Source organism: Streptomyces sp. NPDC020379, assembly GCF_044387105.1.
In the GTDB taxonomy this organism is placed as follows: Bacteria; Actinomycetota; Actinomycetes; order Streptomycetales; family Streptomycetaceae; genus Streptomyces.
Map to the genome: position 1 here is coordinate 54,642 of NZ_JBIRVR010000009.1, position 22,133 is coordinate 76,774.

18 protein-coding genes are annotated in these 22,133 nt (G+C 72.2%); 13 read left to right on the forward strand and 5 right to left on the reverse strand.

Annotated elements, in window-relative coordinates; all coding sequences use genetic code 11:
* Positions 1–4: 4 nt before the first annotated feature.
* Together ACH427_RS14410 and ACH427_RS14415 are read right to left on the reverse strand one after the other, a co-directional pair.
* Complete coding sequence (locus ACH427_RS14410) at positions 5–268, reverse strand: hypothetical protein (protein ID WP_398869774.1); 264 nt, start codon at positions 266–268, stop codon at positions 5–7.
* Positions 265–633: a hypothetical protein gene (locus ACH427_RS14415; RefSeq protein ID WP_398869775.1), complete on the reverse strand. Its 369-nt coding sequence runs from the start codon at positions 631–633 to the stop codon at positions 265–267. The genes ACH427_RS14410 and ACH427_RS14415 overlap by 4 nt, the downstream gene beginning before the upstream one ends.
* A 198-nt stretch (positions 634–831) precedes the next feature.
* Here ACH427_RS14415 and ACH427_RS14420 point away from each other — a divergent pair, with 198 nt between their 5' ends.
* The 11 genes from ACH427_RS14420 (at position 832) to ACH427_RS14470 (ending at position 15,075) form a co-directional block, all read left to right on the forward strand.
* Positions 832–1,371, forward strand: a complete 540-nt coding sequence (locus ACH427_RS14420; protein WP_398869776.1) for a TIGR00730 family Rossman fold protein — start codon at positions 832–834, stop codon at positions 1,369–1,371.
* A 14-nt stretch (positions 1,372–1,385) separates the two neighbouring features.
* On the forward strand, positions 1,386–2,075 hold the full coding sequence (locus tag ACH427_RS14425; protein ID WP_398869777.1) for an SDR family oxidoreductase: 690 nt from the start codon (positions 1,386–1,388) through the stop codon (positions 2,073–2,075).
* Between the two features lie 56 nt (positions 2,076–2,131).
* Positions 2,132–3,154 (forward strand): methionine synthase, encoded by a 1,023-nt coding sequence (locus ACH427_RS14430; protein WP_398869778.1) that lies wholly within the window; start codon positions 2,132–2,134, stop codon positions 3,152–3,154.
* Between the two features lie 20 nt (positions 3,155–3,174).
* Positions 3,175–5,421 (forward strand): NAD-dependent DNA ligase LigA, encoded by a 2,247-nt coding sequence (gene ligA / locus ACH427_RS14435; RefSeq protein ID WP_398869779.1) that lies wholly within the window; start codon positions 3,175–3,177, stop codon positions 5,419–5,421.
* A 447-nt stretch (positions 5,422–5,868) separates the two neighbouring features.
* A complete protein-coding gene (locus tag ACH427_RS14440; RefSeq protein WP_398869780.1) occupies positions 5,869–7,974 on the forward strand; it encodes a putative bifunctional diguanylate cyclase/phosphodiesterase in 2,106 nt (701 codons plus the stop codon).
* 279 nt (positions 7,975–8,253) lie between these two features.
* The gene (gene gatC / locus ACH427_RS14445) at positions 8,254–8,550 is read left to right on the forward strand and encodes an Asp-tRNA(Asn)/Glu-tRNA(Gln) amidotransferase subunit GatC (RefSeq protein ID WP_116214038.1); all 297 of its coding nucleotides are present in this window, start codon (positions 8,254–8,256) and stop codon (positions 8,548–8,550) included.
* A gap of 2 nt (positions 8,551–8,552) precedes the next feature.
* A complete protein-coding gene (gene gatA / locus ACH427_RS14450) occupies positions 8,553–10,055 on the forward strand; it encodes an Asp-tRNA(Asn)/Glu-tRNA(Gln) amidotransferase subunit GatA (RefSeq protein WP_398869781.1) in 1,503 nt (500 codons plus the stop codon).
* Positions 10,052–10,315, forward strand: a complete 264-nt coding sequence (locus ACH427_RS14455; RefSeq protein ID WP_398869782.1) for a hypothetical protein — start codon at positions 10,052–10,054, stop codon at positions 10,313–10,315. The genes gatA and ACH427_RS14455 overlap by 4 nt, the downstream gene beginning before the upstream one ends.
* A gap of 14 nt (positions 10,316–10,329) precedes the next feature.
* A complete protein-coding gene (gene gatB, locus ACH427_RS14460; RefSeq protein ID WP_398869783.1) occupies positions 10,330–11,838 on the forward strand; it encodes an Asp-tRNA(Asn)/Glu-tRNA(Gln) amidotransferase subunit GatB in 1,509 nt (502 codons plus the stop codon).
* Between the two features lie 209 nt (positions 11,839–12,047).
* Positions 12,048–12,683: a hypothetical protein gene (locus tag ACH427_RS14465; RefSeq protein WP_398869784.1), complete on the forward strand. Its 636-nt coding sequence runs from the start codon at positions 12,048–12,050 to the stop codon at positions 12,681–12,683.
* A 193-nt stretch (positions 12,684–12,876) separates the two neighbouring features.
* Positions 12,877–15,075 (forward strand): MMPL family transporter, encoded by a 2,199-nt coding sequence (locus ACH427_RS14470; RefSeq protein ID WP_398869785.1) that lies wholly within the window; start codon positions 12,877–12,879, stop codon positions 15,073–15,075.
* 34 nt (positions 15,076–15,109) lie between these two features.
* On the opposite strand, the gene ACH427_RS14475 is transcribed toward ACH427_RS14470, so the two are convergent.
* The 3 genes from ACH427_RS14475 to ACH427_RS14485 all read right to left on the reverse strand — a co-directional run bounded on the left by ACH427_RS14475 (position 15,110) and on the right by ACH427_RS14485 (position 17,633).
* Positions 15,110–15,277 carry a DUF6191 domain-containing protein gene (locus tag ACH427_RS14475; protein WP_398869786.1) on the reverse strand — a complete coding sequence of 56 codons (168 nt, stop codon included), beginning with the start codon at positions 15,275–15,277 and terminating at the stop codon, positions 15,110–15,112.
* A 75-nt stretch (positions 15,278–15,352) separates the two neighbouring features.
* On the reverse strand, positions 15,353–16,543 hold the full coding sequence (locus tag ACH427_RS14480; RefSeq protein WP_398869787.1) for a PQQ-dependent sugar dehydrogenase: 1,191 nt from the start codon (positions 16,541–16,543) through the stop codon (positions 15,353–15,355).
* 97 nt (positions 16,544–16,640) lie between these two features.
* Positions 16,641–17,633, reverse strand: a complete 993-nt coding sequence (locus tag ACH427_RS14485) for an aldo/keto reductase (protein ID WP_398869789.1) — start codon at positions 17,631–17,633, stop codon at positions 16,641–16,643.
* Between the two features lie 72 nt (positions 17,634–17,705).
* Here ACH427_RS14485 and ACH427_RS14490 point away from each other — a divergent pair, with 72 nt between their 5' ends.
* On the forward strand, positions 17,706–18,668 hold the full coding sequence (locus ACH427_RS14490; protein WP_398869790.1) for a 2-hydroxyacid dehydrogenase: 963 nt from the start codon (positions 17,706–17,708) through the stop codon (positions 18,666–18,668).
* Between the two features lie 357 nt (positions 18,669–19,025).
* Positions 19,026–21,926, forward strand: a complete 2,901-nt coding sequence (locus tag ACH427_RS14495) for a putative bifunctional diguanylate cyclase/phosphodiesterase (protein WP_398869791.1) — start codon at positions 19,026–19,028, stop codon at positions 21,924–21,926.
* Positions 21,927–22,133: the final 207 nt, after the last annotated feature.

Here is a 22,133-nt window from a genome sequence, read left to right on the forward strand (position 1 = left end):
CGGGTCAGTGGACGGACACACTGACGACGACCACGCGCTCGCCCCGTACATCGGTCACGTAGGTGACCATGAAGGCGTGGCCGTCCGTCGTCGTCCCGTACTCGCGACGTACCGGTGGTGACTGGCCCTCATAGGCCGCCCCATCGAGGTACACCATGGAATTGGCGACGGCCAGATCGGCGGCGATGTGCTCGACTGCCGCCCGCACGCCGGGCGGCAGGGTGTCGCCGTAGCCGTCCGGGTCGTACTCCCACGCCCAGTCGCTCACCCGGCCTCCAGGTCTTCGACCTCGCGCTGGGCCGCGCGGATGATGGTCCCGATCTCGTGAATGGCCTCTTGTCTTTCGGCCGCGTCACCACTCGTCCGCATCCGCTCCTCTGCGGCATGGAAGCGAGCCGCTCGCGCAGGATCTCGTTCAATGGCGACGACCGTGCCCCAGCGCCGGAAGAACAGGCGGATGGGGCCGATGCTGTCGTGCTCGGAGGCCCGGTCGAAGGCCGTCTGCATCTCGTCGAACAATTCTGGCAACTGCCCGGGGGCGACCGTGGCGATCGCGCGGCGCAGTGCGGGCAGAGTGAGCTCGGGCATCGGGATCAGGGGCCCGTCGTGGTGGTGCCCAGGCTGGCCGCTCATGCAGAAGTCGCCTCCTCGATCGGCTGGCGATTCAGCCTACCGACCGGCCCGCTCCCGGAGGCAGGACGTGGCGGGCGGGGACCGAGTGGGGAAGGGTTCGACCGGTCTCGGTCGGTTCGACGACACCTGCGGCTTGTCGGCGACCGCACTCATGATCATCTGCTTGGACGCCGTGACGCCGGTGCGTACCGTGTCCCCATGAACATCGCCGTCTTCTGTTCCGCCGCCGACCTCGACGACCGCTACACCACCCCCGCCCGGCAGTTCGCCGAGCTCATCGGGCGGGGCGGGCACACGCTGGTGTGGGGCGGGTCCGAGTCCGGGCTGATGAAGGTGATGGCGGACGGGGTGCAGGAGAGCGGCGGGCGCCTCGTGGGGGTGTCGGTCGAGTTCCTCGCCGCGAGCGCGCGCGAGGATGCCGACGAGATGGTGATCACCAGGGACCTCGCGGAGCGCAAGGCCCAACTGCTCGCGCGGGCCGACGGCGTGGTCGTGATGGTCGGCGGGACGGGCACGCTGGACGAGGCGACGGAGATCCTGGAGCTGAAGAAGCACGGGATCCACCGCAAGCCGGTGGTGCTGCTGAACGCCGCCGGGTTCTACGACGGCCTCAAGCAGCAGCTCCAGCGGATGGACGCGGAGGGCTTCCTGCCGCTTCCCCTCACCGACCTGGTGTTCTTCGCGGAGGACGGCGTGGGCGCCATGGCCTACCTGGAGGAGTCCGCCGGCCTGCGATAGGGCAGGGTGGAGGCATGGCTACACATCTGATCACCGGAGCCGGCTCGGGCATCGGCGCCGCGGTCGCGGAGCGGCTGCTGGCGCGGGGCGACGAGCTGTATCTCTTCGCGCGGGACGCCGGGCGGGCCAAGGAGCTGGCCGCCCGCTTCCCCGGGGCGAGGACGCTCGTCGCCGACCTCTCCAACCCCGACCGGATCTCCTGGGCGCTCAGCCAGCAGACGCTGCCCGACCGCGTCGACTCGCTGCTGCACATCGCGGGCGTCTGCGACCTCGGCACCATCGGCGACATGACCACCCGCACCTGGAATAGCACGCTCGCGGCCAACCTGGTCTCCCCGGCCGAACTCACCCGCCTCTTCCTGCCGCAGCTGCGCGTCTCCCAGGGGCACGTCGTCTTCGTCAATTCCGGCGCCGGGCTCAACGCCCATGCCACCTGGGGCGTCTACGCGGCCAGCAAGCACGGCCTGAAGGCCCTCGCCGACGCGCTGCGCGCCGAGGAGCACGGCAACGGCGTACGCGTCACCAGCGTCTACCCCGGCCGCACGGCGACCGCGATGCAGGCGAAGGTGCACCAGCAGGAGGGCAAGGAGTACGACGCCGCGAAGTGGATCGACCCGGGCTCCGTCGCGCAGACCGTCCTGCTGGCGGTCGACCTGCCCCGGGACGCGGAGATCAACGACCTGACGGTCCGCCCCGGCCGCTGACGCCACGGCGGGCGCACGAGGTCAGGGGCACCGCGGCGGTCTCGTAGTCTTCCTGCGTGAGCGAGAAGAACGAGTTGAGCTGGGGCCCCGGAGTCGCCACCGGGGTCGGGTCGATGCCCGGTGGCGACGCCCGGGAGGCCGCCAAGACCGTCACGGGGTCGCTGGAGGCCCTGCCGTACCTCCCGGAGCTGCCCGACCGCGGCCCGGGCGCGGACATGATCGGACGCACCGCCGGAATGCTGGTCGAGCTCTACGCCCATGTGGAGCCCAGCGGATGGCGGATCAGCGACCGGCCCGGCCGCGACACCAAGCGCGCCCGGTCCTGGCTGGGCGAGGACCTCGACGCCCTGGAGGAGTTCACGCAGGGCTACGAGGGCGCGCTCAAGGTCTCGGCCGTCGGCCCGTGGACGCTGGCCGCCGCGCTGGAACTGCGCGGCGGCGAGGCGGCCCTCGCGGACCCCGGGGCCTGCCGTGACCTCACGGCTTCGCTCGCGGAGGGCGTGCGGACGCACCTCGCCGAGGTGCGCCGCCGGGTGCCGGGCGCCCAGGTGGTGCTCCAGCTGGACGAGCCCTCGCTGACCCCGGTGCTGACCGGTCGCGTCCGCACCGCCAGCGGCTACCGCACCTACCGGGCGGTGGACCGGGCCGTGGTCGAGGGCGCGCTGCGCGAGCTGGTGGCGGTCGCGCGCGAGGCCACGGGCACGGCGCCCGTCGTGCACGCGTGCTCTCCCGGCGTGCCGTTCGCCCTGCTGCGCCGGGCCGGCGCCGGCGGTGTCTCCTTCGACTTCTCGCTGTTCACCGAGCGTGAGGAAGAAGCCGTCGGCGAGGCCGTCGAGGCGGGCACGAAGCTGCTCGTGGGCGTGGTGCCGGGTGTGGACGGCCCATTGTCAGACCCTGCCGGTAGCGTCATGGGTGTCAGGACGCTGTGGCGCAGGCTGGGGCTGTCGCCGGGGAGCCTCGCGGAGTCCGTGGTGGTCACCCCCACGTGCGGACTCGCGGGCGCTTCGCCCGCATATGCCCGCACCGCGCTCGCCCACTGCGTCCGGGCGGCGAGATCACTCGCGGACAACCCTGAGTGACGGCGCTCATGGGCTCGCCCATGGATCAACGGGAGGACGAGACGGTGGCTGGCGGACAGCACGGCGAGGAACAGCTCGCGGCGGAGGCTGCGCTTGTCGTGGCACCCGCGGAGGTACGGGAGCGGCACGCGCGGCTCGCCGAGCAGATCGAGGAGCACCGCTTCCGGTATTACGTGAAGGATGCCCCGGTCGTCAGCGACGCCGAGTTCGACCGGCTGCTGCGCTCGCTGGAGGCGCTGGAGGAGCGGTATCCGGCGCTGCGCACCCCCGACTCGCCCACCCAGAAGGTCGCCGGGGCGTACGAGACGGAGTTCACGGCCGTCGAGCACCGCGAGCGCATGCTCTCCCTCGACAACGCCTTCGACGACGAGGAGCTGGCCACCTGGGCCGACCGCCTGGCCAAGGAGGTCGGCGAGGGCGCGTCCTATCACTTCCTGTGCGAGCTGAAGGTCGACGGCCTCGCCGTCAATCTGACGTACGAGCACGGCCGCCTCACCCGCGCCGCCACCCGCGGCGACGGCCGCACCGGTGAGGACATCACGCCCAACGTCCGGACGATCGACGAGATCCCGGAGCGGCTCAAGGGCGAGCGGATCCCGGCGCTGGTCGAGATCCGCGGCGAGGTCTACTTCCCGATGGAGAAGTTCGAGGAGCTCAACGCCCGCCTGGTGGAGGCGGGCAAGCCGCCCTTCGCCAACCCGCGCAACGCCGCCGCCGGTTCGCTGCGCCAGAAGGACCCCAGGGTCACCCGGACCCGCCCGCTGCACATGGTGGTGCACGGCGTCGGCGCCCGCGAGGGCTTCGACATCGACCGCCAGTCGCAGGCGTACGAGCTGCTGCGCGAGTGGGGCCTGCCGACCGCCGCGCACGCCGAGGTCGTCGGCTCGCTCGCGGATGTGCGGAAGTACATCGCGCACTACGGCGACCCCGAGGTCCGGCACTCGATGGAGCACGAGATCGACGGCGTCGTCGTCAAGCTCGACGAGATCCCCCTCCAGGGGCGGCTCGGCTCCACCTCCCGCGCGCCGCGCTGGGCCATCGCCTGGAAGTACGCGCCCGAGGAGGTCAACACCAAGCTGGTCGACATCCGGGTGGGTGTCGGCCGCACCGGCCGGGTGACGCCCTACGCGGTGGTGGAGCCCGTCACCGTCGCCGGCTCCGAGGTCGAGTTCGCGACCCTGCACAACCAGGAGGTCGTCAAGGCCAAGGGCGTCTTCATCGGCGACACCGTGGTGCTGCGCAAGGCCGGCGACGTGATCCCCGAGATCCTGGGGCCGGTGGCCGATCTGCGGGACGGCAGCGAGCGGGAGTTCGTGATGCCGGCGGAGTGCCCGGAGTGCGGCAGCGCCCTCCAGCCGATGAAGGAGGGCGACATCGACCTCCGCTGCCCCAACGCCCGCGCCTGCCCCGCCCAGATCCGCGAGCGCCTCTACTACCTGGCGGGCCGCAAGTGCCTCGACATCGAGAACTTCGGCTATGTGGCGGCCACCGCCCTCACCCAGCCGCTGGAGCCGGCCACTCCGCCGCTGCTGAACGAGGGCGATCTCTTCGGCATGACGATCGAGGAGCTGCTGCCCATCAAGTCCTACGTCCTCGACATGGATTCCGGCCTGCCCAAGGTCGATCCGAAGACGGGTGAGAAGAAGGTCGTCACCTTCTTCGCGAATCAAAAGGGTGAGCCGAAGAAGAACGCCCTCGCGATGCTGGAGAACATCCAGGCCGCGAAGGAGCGCCCGCTGGCCCGCTTCCTCACCGGGCTCTCCATCCGCCACGTGGGCCCGGTCGCGGCCGAGGCCCTGGCCCGGGAGTTCCGCTCGCTGGACCGCATCGCCGAGGCGAGCGAGGAGGAGCTGGCCGCGGTCGAGGGCGTCGGCCCCATCATCGCGGAGTCCCTGAAGCAGTGGTTCGCCGAGGACTGGCACCGCGAGATCGTCGAGAAGTGGCGCGCCGCGGGCGTCCGCTTCGAGGACGAGGGGCACGGTAAGGAGGAGGGCCCCCGGCCGCTGGAGGGCCTCACCGTGGTCGTCACCGGCACGCTCTCCGCGTACACCAGGGACGGGGCGAAGGAGGCACTCCAGAGCCGCGGTGCCAAGGTGACCGGCTCGGTGTCCAAGAAGACGGACTTCGTGGTGGTGGGGGACAACCCGGGCTCGAAGTTCGACAAGGCGATGCAGCTGAAGGTGCCGGTGCTGGAGGAGGACGGGTTCGCCGTCCTCCTGGAGCGGGGCCCGGACGCCGCGCGCGAGGCGGCGGTGCCGACGGAGTGAGCGGGGTGCGCCGGAGCGCCCCGTCGGCACCACCGCTACGTGGCGGTGTCCTCAAACGCCGGACGGGCTCGGATGTGCCGCGGGTTGATGATCACCCTCCCCGCGATCCAGCCCGTCCGGCGACTGAGGGCGCGCCCGCCGGGGGTACCTCTGGGGGCACCCCGGACGGAGTCCGGGAGAGGTAGCTGGGGGAGCAGCGGCCCCGTGCGTCCGCCCCGCCACACACGGGGCCCGGATCACTACCAAAACCCAGGCCGCCACCCCACCGGAGTAATGCCCGCATAGGCAGTGGGCATTACCCCTACAGCGCATACCAGATGGCTACAAGAGGTCGGATCCCAATCGGGCAACCGCTGCCGATCGCTGCCCGCCGTAGCCTTCTGCGGCCTACTGTTGAGATGTGCGCCTGCCGTGGCGCGGGCACCGCCGGCTGTGAGAGGGACGGGCATGAAACCCACCGACAGCGCCGAACCGGCATCTCGGCTGCGCCGGGTCCCTCCGCCCGCGCTGCCGACGGTCTGTGTCACCCTGGCCGGCCTCGCGCTGGCCGCCGGAATCGGTCGCGTACTCACCGAAGGCCACGCCCTGTTCCCCGGCCATACCGTGGGCGTGGCCCTCGCCGCCCTCACCGCCCTGATCGTCGCCCACCTCGTCGCCCTCGGCCGCGACCGCTGGTGGGGCGGCACCGGCTCCGGGGCCGCCCTCACCCTGGCCGTCCTGCTGCTCTACGGCTGGCTCCCCGCCGTCCTGATCAGCATCTCCGTCGTGGTGCTCGTGGCCACCGCCCGCCGCCACCGCTGGCGCCAGGCGTTACTCCACGGCGCGGTCGACATCCTCGACATCCTCGGCATCGGGGCCGCGGGCCTGTCCCTGGCCGTGTGCCACATCGTCTCCAGCGTCGAGAACCCCTGGCTGCCCGACACCTGGCCGCTCACCGCGGTCCCCAAGATCGCCCTGGCCGCGTTCCTCTACCTCGTGGTCACCCGCGCCCTGCTCTGGTGTTCGATGGCCCCCCGCACCGGCCTGAGCAGCATCGCCCGCACCGCGCTCGTCCGCCAGGCCCTCGTCGGCGGCGCGCTGCTGGGCATCGCCCCGCTCATAGCCGTCGTCGCCGACCACGCGCCCATGCTGCTCCCGCTGTTCGCCGTGCCGCTCATCGCCCTGGACTCCACGCTCTGGATCGCCCGCGCCCGTGCCGAGGAGCAGCTCCGCGACCCGCTCACCGGCCTGCCCAACCGGCAGTGGCTGCTGGAGCGCACCTGGAACGCCCTCGACGAGGCCGAGCGCGCGGGCAGCCGCGCCGCCCTCGTCCTCATCGACCTCGACCGCTTCCGCTCCGTCAACGACACCCTCGGCCACCTCGCCGGGGACCGGCTGCTGTTGCAGATAGCGGAGCGGCTCCGGCTCGCCCTGCCGCGCGAGGCGGAGGCGGCCCGGCTCGGGGGCGACGAGTTCGCGGTCCTGCTCCCCACCGCCGACTCGCTCACCAGCGCCCAGCGCGTGGCCCGTTCCCTGGTCGCCGCCCTCGGCTCCCCGCTCGACCTGGAGGGGCTCACCCTCGTCCTGGAGGCCAGCGCGGGTGTGGCCGTCTATCCCGACCACGCGCTCGACGCCGGTGACCTGCTGCGCCGGGCCGACGTGGCGATGTATCAGGCCAAGCGCGACCGCAGCGGTGTCGAGGTCTACGAGGCCCGGCGCGACGGCAACACCCTCGACCGGCTCGGCCTGTTGGGCGACCTCCGGCGGGCGCTGGACGCCGGCGAGGTGGAGCTGCACTATCAGCCGAAGGTCGGCTTCGACGGCCATGTCGAAGGGCTGGAGGCGCTCGTCCGCTGGGTCCACCCCGAGCGCGGCAGAGTCTCCCCGGACGAGTTCATCGCCATCGCCGAGTCCTCGGGCCTGATGCCCCGGCTCACGGAGTACGTCCTGGAGACCGCGCTCGGCCAGGTCGCGAAGTGGCGGGCGATGGGGCTGAACGTCCCCGTCGCGGTGAACGTCTCGCCCCGCGACGTCCACACCCCCGGCTTCGCCGGGTCCGTCGCGGCACGGCTGGCCCGGCACGGCGTGCCCCCGGGAGCACTCCAGCTGGAGATAACGGAACACGTCCTCCTGGAGGACCCCCAGCGGGCCGCCGACACCCTCGCCGGGCTCACCGGCCACGGCGTGAAGATGTCCCTCGACGACTTCGGCACGGGCTACTCCTCCCTCGTCCACCTGCGGCGGCTCCCGGTGAGCGAGCTCAAGATCGACCGGTCCTTCGTGGCCCGGCTCGCCATCGACACCGAGGACGCGGAGATCGTGCGCTGCACGCTCGACCTCGCGCACTCGCTGGGCCTGCTGGTCGTCGCCGAGGGCGTCGAGGACGACGAGACGTGGGAGCGGCTGCGCGATCTCGGCTGCGACGCGGTGCAGGGGTGGCTGGTCGCCGCGGCGATGCCGCCGGACGAGACGACGGCGTGGCTGCGGCTGCGCAGCGAGAGCGGCTGGCACCGCGAGGTCGACCGCTTGCGGGTGGCGCCGGTGGCTCCGCCGGAGGAGGCGGAGGTCACCTGACCGGTGGGGCGGAGGTCCGCGGGCCGGTACCGGCCGTGGGCCTTGGAAGAACCGCGCTCCGCGCGGTGTCCTCAGGCGCCGGGCGGGCTGATTGGCTGGTGCGGGCGCGTAGTCGGGCCAGTTTGGTGCCCGAGGCCCCCGCGCGTCGCCGGCGGAAACGGTGCCCCGCCGCAGCGGGGACCGCCCCTCGGGAATATGCGTCGGCCTCGTCCTGGCGGAAGCCATAGGATTGGGCCATCAACCTGCCCAGAAACCGTCACGAACCCTGAGGATCGCCGCATGCCTGGCATCACGCGCGAGGAGGTCGCCCACCTCGCCCGGCTGGCACGTCTGGAGCTCAAGGACGAAGAGCTCGACCACTTCGCCGGACAGCTCGACGACATCATCGGCGCGGTCGCCCGCGTCTCCGAGGTCGCCGACCAGGACGTACCGCCGACGTCCCACCCGCTGCCGCTGACCAACGTCATGCGCGCGGACGAGATCCGTCCGTCGCTGACCCCGCAGGAGGCGCTGTCCGGCGCCCCGGCCCAGGAGCAGCAGCGTTTCAAGGTGCCGCAGATCCTGGGGGAGGACTGACCATGACTGCTGAACTGATCAAGCTGACCGCGGCGGAGATCGCCGCGAAGATCGCCTCGGGCGAGGTCACCGCCGTCCAGGTGACCGAGGCGCACCTGGCCCGCATCGAGGCCGTCGACGAGAAGGTCAACGCCTTCCTGCACGTGGACCGCGAGGGTGCCCTCGCGCAGGCCCGCGCCGTCGACGAGAAGCGCGCCCGCGGCGAGAAGCTCGGCCCGCTGGCCGGCGTGCCGCTCGCGCTCAAGGACATCTTCACCACCAAGGGGATCCCGACCACCGTCGGTTCCAAGATCCTCGAGGGCTGGATCCCGCCGTACGACGCGACGCTCACGCAGCGGCTGAAGGCCGCCGACGTCGTCATCCTCGGCAAGACCAACATGGACGAGTTCGCCATGGGGTCCTCCACGGAGAACAGCGCCTACGGCCCCACCGGCAACCCCTGGGACCTGACCAAGATCCCCGGCGGCTCGGGCGGCGGCTCCAGCGCCGCGCTCGCCGCGTACGAGGCCCCCCTCGCCATCGGCACGGACACCGGCGGTTCCATCCGCCAGCCCGCCGCCGTCACCGGCACCGTCGGCGTCAAGCCGACCTACGGCGCGGTCTCCCGCTACGGCATGGTCGCCTTCTCCAGCTCGCTCGACCAGGGCGGGCCCTGCGCCCGTACGGTCCTGGACGCGGCCCTGCTGCACGAGGCCATCGCCGGGCACGACCCGCTGGACTCCACCTCCATCGACGCCCCGGTCCCGCCGGTCGTCGAGGCGGCGCGGAACGGCGATGTCAAGGGCATGCGCGTCGGCATCGTCAAGCAGTTCCGCGGCGAGGGCTACCAGGCCGGTGTCCTCCAGCGCTTCGACGAGTCCGTGGAGCTGCTCAAGGAGCTCGGTGCCGAGGTCGTCGAGGTGGACTGCCCCTCCTTCGACCTGGCCCTGGCCGCGTACTACCTGATCGCGCCGTCCGAGTGCTCCTCCAACCTGGCCCGCTTCGACGCCATGCGCTACGGCCTGCGGGTCGGCGACGACGGCACGAAGTCCGCCGAGGAGGTCACCGCGCTCACCCGTGAGGCCGGCTTCGGCGACGAGGTCAAGCGCCGCGTGATCCTCGGTACGTACGCCCTGAGCTCCGGCTACTACGACGCGTACTACGGCTCGGCGCAGAAGGTCCGCACGCTCATCACGCGCGACTTCGAGAAGGCGTTCGGCGAGGGCGGTGTCGACGTGCTGATCTCGCCGACCACCCCGACCACCGCGTTCCCGATCGGCGAGCGCGCGGACGACCCGATGGCGATGTATCTCGCCGACCTGTGCACCATCCCGACCAACCTGGCGGGCAACGCCGCGATGTCGCTGCCCTGCGGTCTGGCGCCCGAGGACGGGATGCCGGTGGGCCTGCAGATCATCGCGCCCGCCATGGCCGACGACCGGCTCTACCGGGTGGGTGCCGCGGTCGAGGCCGCGTTCACCGCCCGCTGGGGACACCCGCTGCTCGAGGAGGCACCGTCGCTGTGACCGTCGAAAAGGCCGGGACCACCGGCAAGCTCGCGAAGGCCAAGGGCTTCAAGAAGTCCAAGCCCGGCACGTATCTGTCCATCGGCACCACGCTGTTCGGCGCGGTGAGCGTCGTGAAGCAGGCCAAGAAGGCCCGGGGCGAGCAGGACACGCTCCAGCTCGTGGACGCCATCGTCTCCGCCGCCGCCATCGCCACCGGCGTCGCCCTGCTCGTGCGCGAACTGCGCCGGATGAGCAGCGACGACGTTCTCGCGGACTGAGAGGTTAGTTTTCCGTGACCACCATCGACCTGGTGTCGTACGAGGACGCGCTGGCGTCCTACGACCCCGTCATGGGCCTCGAAGTCCATGTCGAGCTCGGCACCCGGACCAAGATGTTCTGCGGGTGCTCCACCGAGCTGGGCGCCGAGCCCAACTCGCAGACCTGCCCCACCTGCCTCGGCCTGCCCGGCTCGCTGCCGGTCGTCAACGCCGTCGGCGTCGAGTCCGCCGTGAAGATCGGTCTCGCGCTGCACTGCGAGATCGCCGAGTGGTGCCGCTTCGCCCGGAAGAACTACTTCTATCCGGACATGCCGAAGAACTTCCAGACCTCGCAGTACGACGAGCCGATCGCCTTCGACGGCTATCTGGACGTCCAGCTGGAGGACGGCGAGGTCTTCCGCGTGGAGATCGAGCGCGCCCACATGGAGGAGGACACCGGCAAGTCCACCCACGTGGGTGGCGCCACCGGCCGCATCCACGGCGCCTCGCACTCCCTGCTCGACTACAACCGGGCCGGCATCCCGCTCATCGAGATCGTCACCAAGCCGATCGAGGGCGCGGGCGAGCGGGCCCCCGAGGTCGCCAGGGCGTACGTCGCCGAGCTGCGCGAGCTCATCAAGGCGCTCGGCGTCTCCGAGGCCCGGATGGAAATGGGCCAGATGCGCTGCGACGTCAACCTGTCGCTGCGCCCGAACGGCACCGAGAAGTTCGGCACCCGCTCGGAGACGAAGAACGTCAACTCGCTCCGCTCCGTCGAGCGGGCCGCCCGCTTCGAGATCATGCGGCACGCGGCGGTGCTGTCCTCCGGCGGCACGATCGTGCAGGAGACCCGGCACTTCCACGAGGAGGACGGGTCCACCACGGCGGGCCGTATCAAGGACAACGCCGAGGACTACCGCTACTTCCCCGAGCCGGACCTGGTGCCGGTCGCTCCCGCCCGGGAGTGGGTGGAGGAGCTCCGGGCGCAGCTGCCCGAGCTGCCGCGCGTGCGCCGCAACCGGCTGCGCGAGGAGTGGGGCGTCACCGAGCACGACATGCAGTCGATCCTCAACGCCGGTGCTGTCGACCTGATCGTCGCCACCATCGAGGCCGGCGCCGATTCCGCCGCCGCCCGTAAGTGGTGGATGGGCGAGCTGGCCCGCCGGGCCAACGAGGCCGGTACGGACCTCGCGGCGCTGGAGATCACCCCGGCGCAGGTCGCGCGCGTGTGCGCGCTGGTCGCGGAGGGCTCCCTCAACGACAAGCTGGCCCGCCAGGTCATCGAGGGCGTTCTCGCGGGCGAGGGCGACCCGGACGCCGTCGTCGCGGCCCGCGGTCTCGCGGTCGTCTCCGACGACAGCGCGCTGGGCACCGCCGTGGACGAGGCCATCGCGGCCAACGCCGGCATCGCGGACAAGATCCGCGCGGGCAAGGTCGCTGCGGCGGGCGCGCTCGTCGGCGCGGTCATGAAGGCCACCCGCGGCCAGGCGGACGCGGCGCGCGTCCGTGAGCTGATCCTGGAGCGGCTGGGCGTCGAGGGCTGACCTCACGCACCACAGCTGTCACAGCCGTCAATGGCCGTCCCTCGCGTGAGGGGCGGCCATTGTCGTATAGCCGAATAACCGAATTCGGCCGCACTTGGCGGGAGTTGGCCGGATTTAGTCGGTACGTCCGCCGGGTGTGGAAACGGTCCGGCATGATCGCGGGTTGCGGGCTCAGGGTGTGTCCGCGACCAGACGGCTGGGGGTTAGTGATGCGACGGTTGAGCAGGGCGCTGACGGCGCTCGCGCTGGCGGGGGCCGGGGTGACGGCGATGGCTGCCCCGGTCACCGCGGCCGACGGCGGCATGGGGGACGCCGTGCCCGCCGTGCGCTGCGAGGCCGGCTGGGGAAGCCTCGCCAAGGTCGCCACGGACAGCGCCTACAAGTCGCTGCGGGACATCAGAACCGGACAGCACGACTGCTTCGACCGCATGGTCTTCGACGTCAAGGGCAGCGGGGAGCGTCCGATCGGCTACCGCGTGGCCTATGTCGACCGGCTGTATCAGGACGGTTCGGGCGAGCCCGTCCCGGTGGACGGCGGCGCGATCCTGGAGATCCGGGTGGCCGCGCCCAGCTATGAGCCGACCACGGGCCTGCGGACCTACCGCGGCCGGTTCGGTGAGCCGCTGCGGAACGTGGACCTCACGGGCTACCGGACCTTCCGGGACACCCGCTTCGCGGGCAGCTTCGAGGGGGACACCCAGATCGGTCTGGGCGTGCGGGCCCGGCTGCCGTTCCGCGTCTTCCAGTACGGCCACCTCGTGGTCGTCGACGTGGCCCACACCTGGGAGGCCCCGCCCCCGCCGCCGCCCCCGTCGGCGACGGCGGTGCCGCGCGTGCGGAGGTGACCGCCGGCCGGGGCCGTGCGGGCCGTGTGGGCTGAGCCACAAAGCGGACAAAGGATCTTTTTCGCCTGTCACAGTGGTGCGGAAGAGGCCCCCACGCCGTCCGCGTGCCCGCGGCCTCCTCCCCTCCAGCTCCAGCGGTCGGAACCACGGGTCATCACCCGGCGAGGTCGACGCGATATCCGGGAAGCAGGGAATGACCTCACTTGCCCGGTGGTGCCTGCGCCGCCGCTTCGCCGTCATCGTGCTGTGGCTCGTCGCCCTGCTGGGCACGGGCGCGGCGGCCGCGTGCTCCGGTTCCGCGTACTCCGACGACTACGGCGTCCCCGGCACCGAGTCCGCCCGCGCCACCGCCCTGATGGAGAAGGCGTTCCCCCGCGAGGGCGGCGACGACACCATCGTCTGGCACACCGACTCCGGCACCGTCCGCGCCCCCGGCGTCGAGCAGCGCATGAGCTCCGTCCTGCGCGAGGTCGCCGGGCTGCCCGGCGTCGCCGGGGTCAGCGGCCCGTACGGCAGCGACGGCGCGGCCCGTATCAGCCCGGACGGCCGCACCGCCTACGCCTCCCTGAACTTCGTGAACAGCGGTGGCGACCCGGACAAGGCGCAGGTCCAGCGGGTCGTCGACACCGCGCGGGCCGCCGCCACGGACCACCTCCAGGTCGCACTCGGCGGCAGCTCCATCGGCACCACCGAGGCGTCGAGCGGCCACCTCAGCGAGATCATCGGCGTGCTGGTCGCGGCGGTCGTGCTCTTCGTCGTCTTCGGCTCGCTCGCCGCCAGCCTGCTGCCCATCGCCACCGCGCTCGTCGGCGTCGGCACCGCCGCCATGGGCACCGTCCTGCTCGGCCACGTCATGACGGTCGCCGGCTTCGCCCCGATGCTGGGCACCCTCATCGGGCTCGGCGTCGGCATCGACTACGCCCTCTTCATCGTCACCCGGCACCGCAAGGGCCTGCGGGCCGGCCTGTCCGTGCACGAGGCGGCGGAGAAGGCCGTGGCCACCACCGGGCGCGCCGTCGTCTTCGCGGGCGGCACCGTCTGCGTGGCGCTGCTCGGCATGCTGATCCTGCGGCTCAGCTTCCTCAACGGCGTCGCCCTCGCCGCCTCGCTCACCGTCGTCCTCACCGTGGCCGCGTCCGTCACCCTGCTGCCCGCGCTGCTCGGGCTGATCGGCCACCGCGCGCTCAGCCGCCGCGAACGCCGCGCCCTCGCCGAGCGCGGCCCCCGCCCCGAGCTGCCCACCGGGCTCGCCGCCCGCTGGTCCGCCTTCGTCGAGCGCCACCCGAAGCTGCTGGGCGGCCTCGCCGCGGCCATGATGCTGATCCTCGCCCTGCCGGTGTTCTCCCTGCACCTGGGCACCTCCGACCAGGGCAACAACCCGGCGGCCTCCACCACCCGCCAGGCGTACGACATGCTCGGCAAGGGCTTCGGCCCGGGCGTGAACGGTCCGCTGACCCTCGTCGCGCCCCTCGACAGCGCCGCCGACCGGCTCGCCTTCAACCGCCTGCCCGACACCCTCCGCCACACCGAGGGCGTCGCCTCCGTGACCCCCTCGGCCCTGAACCACAGCGGCGACACCGGCGTGATCACCGTCGTGCCCACCACGTCACCGCAGTCCCGCGCCACCAGTGACCTCGTCGACCGGCTGCGCACCACGGTGCTGCCGCGGGCCACCGACGGCACCGGCGCGGAGGTCCAGGTCGGCGGCATCACCGCGAGCTACGACGACTTCGCGGGCGTCATCCTGGGCAAGCTGCCGCTGTTCATCGGCACCGTCGTCGGCCTCGGCTGCCTGCTGCTCCTGCTGGCCTTCCGCAGCATCGGCATACCGCTGAAGGCCGCCCTGATGAACATCGCCGCGGTCGCCTCCTCCTTCGGCCTGATCGTCGCGATCTTCCAGTGGGGCTGGGGCAGCGAGACCCTCGGCCTGGGCGCGGCGGGCCCGGTCGAGCCCTTCCTGCCGGTCGTCATGGTCTCGGTGCTCTTCGGCCTGTCCATGGACTACCAGGTCTTCCTGGTCAGCCGGATGTACGAGGAGTGGCGGGCCACCCGCGACAACTGCCGGGCCGTACGCGTCGGCCTCGCCGAGACCAGCCGCGTCATCAACTCCGCCGCGGTGATCATGATCTCGGTCTTCCTCGCCTTCGTGCTGAGCGGCGACCGTGTGATCGCGATGTTCGGTATCGGCCTGGCGGCGGCGGTGGCCCTGGACGCCTTCGTACTCCGCACGCTGCTGGTGCCCGCGCTGATGCACATGCTCGGCGGCGCGAACTGGTGGCTGCCCGGGTGGCTGGAACGGCTGCTGCCGCGCTTCAGCATCGAGCCGCCGGAAGCACCGGCGCCGCTGCCCGTCCCGCCGCCCCGCGCGGCGGAGTCCGTGCCTCAGCTCTGACGCCGCTCACCCAGCGGCTACGGGGCGGTGGCGCTCAGCCGGCCTGCCGGGGCCGTACGACCACGTGCCCCGAGTCGAGGTCCACCGGGCCGCGGCCGGGGTCGCCGTCGCCGACGTCCTCCCGGGTCAGCTCCAGCCGGTTCTGCTCCTCGTCGGTGTGCTCACGCCCCGGTGTGAACAGTTCCTCGAAGACATTGAACATCTCAACTCCCGTCGCAGCGCTGCCTCTCCAGCATGCCAGACGCGCGTGCGAAACCCGGAGGAGTGCGCGGCGGCCTCAGGACACCTCCAGCCGCAGCACGCGGTCGTCCGTGTCCCCCGGCTTGCCCCGGCCGTCCGTGTTGCTCGTCGTCACCCACAGGCCGCCGTCGTCGGCTGCCACGACCGTGCGCAGCCGCCCGTACCCGCCCGTCAGGAACGGCTGCGGATCCGCCGCCGGAACGGCGCCCCGCAGCGGGATCCGCCACAGCCGCTCACCCCTCAGGGCCGCCATCCACAGGGACCCCTTCGCGTAGGCGAGCCCGCTCGGGGACGCCTCGGAGGGCTTCCACTGCGCGACGGGGTCGCGATAGCCGGGGCGGCCCGCCCTGCCCTCCACGACCGGCCAGCCGTAATTGCCGCCCGGCTCGACGAGATTGAGCTCGTCCCATGTGTCCTGGCCGAATTCCGACGCCCACAGCCGCCGGTCCGCGTCCCACGCCAGCCCCTCCACATTGCGGTGGCCCGAGGAATAGATCACCGAGCCGGCCCGTGGATTGCCGGGCGCGGGCCGCCCGTCCGGCGTCATCCGCAGGATCTTGCCGCCGTACGACCCGGGGTCCTGGGCGCGCTCGCGCTCGCCGCCCTCGCCCGTGCCCGCGTAGAGCATCCCGTCGGGGCCGAAGGCGATCCGCCCGCCGTTGTGGATCTGCCCCTTGGGGATGCCCTGGAAGATCGTGTTCGGCGCGCCCAGCCGCAGCCCGTCGGGCTTGCCCGCGTCGTAGCGCAGCTGCGCGATCCGGTTGTCCGATGCGGTGGTGAAGTAGGCGTACACCAGGTGGTCCGTGGTGAAGCCGGGGGAGAGGGCCAGACCCAGCAGGCCCCCCTCGCCCGCCGCCGCGACGCCCGGCACCGCGCCCACCTCGCTCTGCGCGCCGTCCTTCGCGGCCACCCGGACGATCTTCCCCGTGTCGCGGGAGCCCACCAGCAGATCACCGCCGGGCAGCGGGGCGACGCCCCAGGGGGAGGCGAGCTTGGTGGTGAGCGTGCGGACGACCTTCACCGAACCCTCGGCGGGCGCCGCGGACGCGGAAGGCGCCCCCGAAGCACCGCTCCCGCCAGGGGACTTGACGCCCGAGGGGCCCGATCCCGGCCCGCCGCGGCCCGGCAGGCCCTCGCCGCCCGAACAGCCCGCGGCGCCGAGCAGCGCGCCCACGGTCAGCGCGGCCGTGACAGCGGCGAGGCGGGGGCGCGTCGCACGTCGTCGCATGGTGGGTTCCTCTCGCCGGGGCGGGGCAGGGTGCCGGTCGGCCACGGCACAGTTCCTTATACACGCTCCCACCGGCGTGCCCCCGCGAGGCGCCGCCTCAGTCCCAGGAACCCATGGCCTTCGGCAGGGCCGCGATCTCCGCGAAGTCCTCCGGCGTGAGCCGAAGTTGCGCGGCCGCCGCGTTCTGCCTCACCCACGCGGCCTTCTTCGTCCCCGGCACCGGCACCACGTGCCGGCCCTGCGCCAGCACCCAGGCCAGGGCGACCTGCGCGGCCGTCGCGCCATGGCGCCCGGCGACCCGCCGCAGCCCGGCCACTATCGGCTGGTTGGCCGCCATCATCTCGGCGGTGAAACGCGGGTGCCGCGCCCGGATGTCCTCCGGCTCGAAGCCCTGCCCCGGCGTGAGCGTGCCACTGAGGAAACCGTTCCCCAGCGGCATCGCCGCGATCAGCCCGACGCCCCGCGACGCGCACCACGGCACCAGCGCGTCCAGCGCCTCCCGGGACCACACCGACAACTCCGCCTGCACACAGCTCACCGGGAACACCTGCTGTATTCGCTCCAGCTGGCGGATCGTCGCGTCGTAGAGCCCGGCGCGCGACCGGCGGTGGGTCCGCGCGCCGATCGCGCACCACCCCAGGGACCGGACCTTGCCCGCTGAGACGAGCTCCGCCATCGCCCCCCAGGTCTCCTCGACCGGCACCTCGGGATCCGGCCGGTGCAGCTGATAGACGTCGATCACATCGGTCTGCAGCCGCCGCAGCGAGGCGTCGCACGCCCGCTTCACATAGCCGGGCCGGCCGTTGGCGACGATGTGCTGATCGCCCACCAGCAGCCCGCACTTGGTGGAGACGAAGGCTTCCGCGCGCCGCTCCCGCAGCACCCGGCCGACCAGCAGCTCATTGGTGAAGGGCCCGTACATGTCCGCGGTGTCCAGCAGGGTCGTCCCCGCGTCGAGCGCCGCGTGCACCGTGCGCAGCGCGCCCTCACCGCTCTGCTGAGAGGCGGTGTACGCCCAGTGCATGGGCATGCAGCCGAGGCCGATCGCGCCCACCTCGAGCGCCGCCGCACCGATTGTCCTGCGCTCCACCGGCCGTTCCCTCCCGTTCCTCGACCCCAAACTAACCTCTGCCGGGCAGGCGGCTTCGCATAGCCTCCTGGCATGAGTGCAGATCACAGCGGTTCCACCCGCCCCCTGGCCTGGCTGCCGATCCGCCCCGAGGAGATCGAGGGCCTGCCCGCGGCCCTGGACTACGCCTACTGGAACGGCGAACCCGACTACCCCACCGACCCCGCTCGCTGCGCCTTCTACGTCCCGCCCTATGTGACCAGCGGTGACCTGGTCGTGCGCCCGCTTTCCGCCATGACGGGCCTGCGGGTCGTCCAGACGCTCACCGCGGGCGTCGACCACATCCTGCCCGCCGTGCCGCTGCTGCCGTCGGGCACCCTCCTGTGCAACGCCCGCGGGCTGCACGACACCAGCACCGCCGAACTGGCCCTCACGCTCACCCTCGCCGCGCTGCGCGACATCCCCGGCTTCGTACGGGCGCAGGACGCGGGGGAGTGGGCGCAGGGTTTCCGCCCGGCGCTCGCGGACAAGAACGTGCTGATCCTGGGCTACGGTTCCATCGGATCCGCCATCGAGGACCGGCTCGCGCCCTTTGAGTGCGCGCGGGTCGTGCGCGTCGCGCGCTCCCCGCGCGAAACGCCCCGCGGGCCTGTCCACCCCGTCGCCGCGCTCCCGTCCCTCCTCCCCGCCGCCGACGTCGTGATCGTCGCGGCGCCGCTGACGGAGGGGACCCGCGGTCTGGTGGGCGCGGACTTCCTCGCGGCGATGAAGGACGGCGCCCTGCTGGTGAACATCGCGCGCGGCGGGATCGTCGACACCGAGGCGCTCCTGACCGAGCTGGGGAAGGGCAGGCTGCGGGCCGCGCTCGACGTCACTGACCCCGAGCCGCTGCCGCCGGGCCACCCGCTGTGGAGCGCGCCCGGCACCCTGATCACTCCCCATGTGGGCGGGCCCTCTTCGGCCTTTCTGCCCCGTGCCGAACGCCTCCTGCGTGATCAGCTGGCCAGATTCGCGCTGGACGCACCCCTGCAAAATGTCGTAGTCACTGCCCCCTAGTTGCCACGTAGAGGTACCGTTCGGCTGCACTCAGTGTTCATAACCCCGTTGCTGATTACACTATGTATATGAGCTATGTCCCTGAGTGACGAGTCTGGTGTATCGTCCGGACCGGGGGCTGCGCCGGGCACCGTACGGCGCAGCGAAGTACCGGCACTGAGGGGGGCGACGGGCGATGCACGGCCACTGGACGATCAACCCGACGCGGCTCACGCACCGACCACGGCACCACCGCACGGCGGCTCCACCGTCCCGCTCCCGGCCCCGGCCGGGCAGTCCGGGACGCCGGCGGCCTCATCTCTCCCTCCTCCGGGCCCACTTCGCCTGGCTCGGGGTCCCGCCCGGGGCGGCGACGCGGTGAGCGCCCCCGGAGCGACGCTGTCCCGCCGGCAGGCCGGCGGTTCCGGACCCGCGTCCCAGCTCCTCCTCGCCCTGGTCTGCGGCGGCTATGCCACGGGCGCGGCCTTCGGCTGGGGATCGAGCGAGCTGGCCTCCGCCATGGGCGACTTCGGGCTCGGCGGCGCGGCGGCGCTCGCCGCGGTCTCCTGCTTCTGGTACGGCCGGACGCACAAGACGCGCTTCCGGCTCGCCTGGCTGCTCTTCGCGGCCTCCTCCGCGATGGCGGGCCTCGGCAACATCGTCTGGGGGTGGTACGAGGTCGTCCTCGACGAGCGCGTGCCCACCCCCTCGGCGGCCGACTTCTGCTTCCTGCTCTTCGCGCCACCGGCCATCATCGGCCTGCTCGTCCTCGCCAGGCGCCCCGTCACCCGGGCCGGCTGGGTCTGCCTGGCCCTCGACGCCTGGCTGACCGGCGGCTCCCTGCTGACCCTGTCCTGGAGCCTGGCCCTCGCGCACACCGCGCACTTCGAGGGCGAGACCGTGGCGCACGCGGCCCTCTCGCTCGCCTATCCGCTGCTGGACATCGCCCTGGTGTCGATGGTCCTCGCGCTGCACTTCCGGCGCTCCACGGCCAACCGCTCCGCCATCAATACCGCCATCGCGGCCCTCGCGCTGACCGTCCTGTGCGACGCGCTGTTCACCTCACCGCTGCTGCGCTCGCACTACCGCTCCGGCCAGATCCTCGACGCGGGCTGGTTCGCGGGCTATCTGCTGATGGCGTACGCGCCTTGGGTGGCCCGCGAGGAGGACGACGACGCGGCGCCCGCCCGCTCCGCCCAGCACCTGAACCACCCGAGCCGGCCCATCGCCGGCTCGCTCGCCGCCCTCACGCCCTATCTGGCCGCCGCGGTCTGCACCCTGGGGATCCTCTACAACGTCCTGGACGGCCACCACGTCGACCAGGTCGTGCTCTTCACCGGCTGCACGGTCGTCCTGGCGCTCGTCATCCGCCAGGGCATCATGCTGCTCGACAACATCTCCCTCACCCAGGAACTGGCCCAGAAGGAGAACCACTTCAGGTCCCTCGTCCAGGGCTCCAGCGACGTCATCATGATCGCCGCGCCCACCGGGATACTGCGCTACGTCAGCCCCGCCGCCGCGGGCGTCTACGGCCGCGAGGCCGAGGAGCTCGTCGGGTCCGAACTGGCCTCGCTGATCCACCCGGAGGACCTGGGCAGAGTCGTCCACGAAGTGCGCCGCTTCCTCGCGGCGCCACCCGCCGAGGAGCCCACCACCCGGATCGAGTGCCGCTTCCGCTCCGGCACCGGCGACTGGCTCAACGTCGAGTCCACCGTCAACCGCCACCACGGCGGCCTCATCTTCAACAGCCGTGATGTCACCGAGCGGGTCCGGCTCCAGGCCCAGCTCCAGCACACCGCCGAGCACGACCCGCTCACCGACCTGCCCAACCGGGCCCTGTTCACCAAGAAGGTCCAGCAGGCGCTCGCCGGCCGCAGAGCGACCGACGCGGGCACCGCCGTGCTCTTCATCGACCTCGACGGCTTCAAGGCGGTGAACGACTCCGTCGGCCACCAGGCGGGCGACGAGCTGCTGGTCCAGGCCGCCCGCCGGCTCCAGGACTCGGTGCGCTCCGGGGACAGCACCGCCCGCTTCGGGGGGGACGAGTTCGCCGCGCTCATCATCGGCGACGGCACCCGCGACCCGGCGGCCCGCGAATACCGCATCCACGAGATCGCCGACCGGCTCCGGCTCACCCTCTCCCAGCCGTACAAGGTGGAAGGAGGCACCGAGGTCCGTGTGGCCGCCAGCATCGGCGTGGCGTTCGCGGAGCCCGGCATCACCCCCGGCGCCCTGATGCGCAACGCCGACCTCGCGATGTACCGCGCGAAGCAGGCGGGCAAGGGCCGCGTCGAGCTCTACGCACCGCAGATGCAGGCCGACGTGGTGCGCCGCGCCGAGCTGGCCACCCGGCTGCGCACCGCGCTGCACGAGGGCGAGTTCGCGCTGCTGCACCAGCCGGTGGTGGAGCTCCAGACCGGCCGCGTCACCGCGGTCGCCGCGCAGCCCCGCTGGCGCTCGGCCCAGGGGATACTGTTCACCCCCGCCGAATACCTCCGCGTCGCCGAGAGCGAGCGCGGCGACGAGGCCGCGCGCTTCGCCGAACTCGGCCGCTGGACGGTCGAGAAGGCCGTCGAGCAGGCCGCCCACCGCTGCCGCGCCGGCCACCCCGTGCCGGTCTACGTCCAGCTGTCGGCCACCCGTCTGATGGACAAGTCGCTGCCACCGAAGTACCTCGAAGGGCTGCTCATCCATCACGGCCTGCCCTCCGGCGCGCTCGTCCTGGAGCTGTCCGGCAGCGACCCCCGGGTCTCGCTGGACGAGTTGGAGCGGCGGCTGGTCACCCTGCGCCGGCTCGGCGTGCGGATCGCCCTGGACGGCTTCGGCAGCGGCTATGCCGCGATCAGCGCGCTGCGCAGGCTCCCCATCGACACGCTCAAGCTCGACCGCGGGCTGGTCGACGGCGTGGTGGAGTCCGCCCGGCTGCACAAGATCACCGCGGGGCTGCTGAGGATCGCCACCGACCTCGGGATGCAGTCCGTGGCCGAGGGCGTCGACGTGCCCGAGCAGGCGCTCGCCCTGCGCGCCATGGGCTGCACCCACGGCCTGGGCAAGGCGTTCGCGGGCCCGCTCGACGAACACCGGCTCCGCTACGCTCTCGACCGCGGCAGCTATCCGGTGCCCCGCCCCGCGGACGGCGCGAACGTGCTCGTCGGAGGCGCTCCGCCGGCCCCCGCGATCATGCCGTCGGGTGCCCGGTCGGGCGCGGCGGGCGGCGCGGGCTCCCTCGCACATGCTCCATTGCGCTCAAATAATGAGACGCCCGTCCCACCCGCTTGACACCTCATATGCGGCGGGTGGAGGGTCGGAGCCATGCGCACCCGAATTCTCGTACTTGGAAAGCGCGTCGGCTGAAGCAGGCCACCCAGTAAGTCCTGCTGACCACTCCGGCGCGCTCCCCTCGCTTGCCTCACGGCACGAGGGGTTTTTTGTTGCACCGGATGCACGCAGACCCACCCAAACCGCCCACCGCCGAAGCTGTCGTAA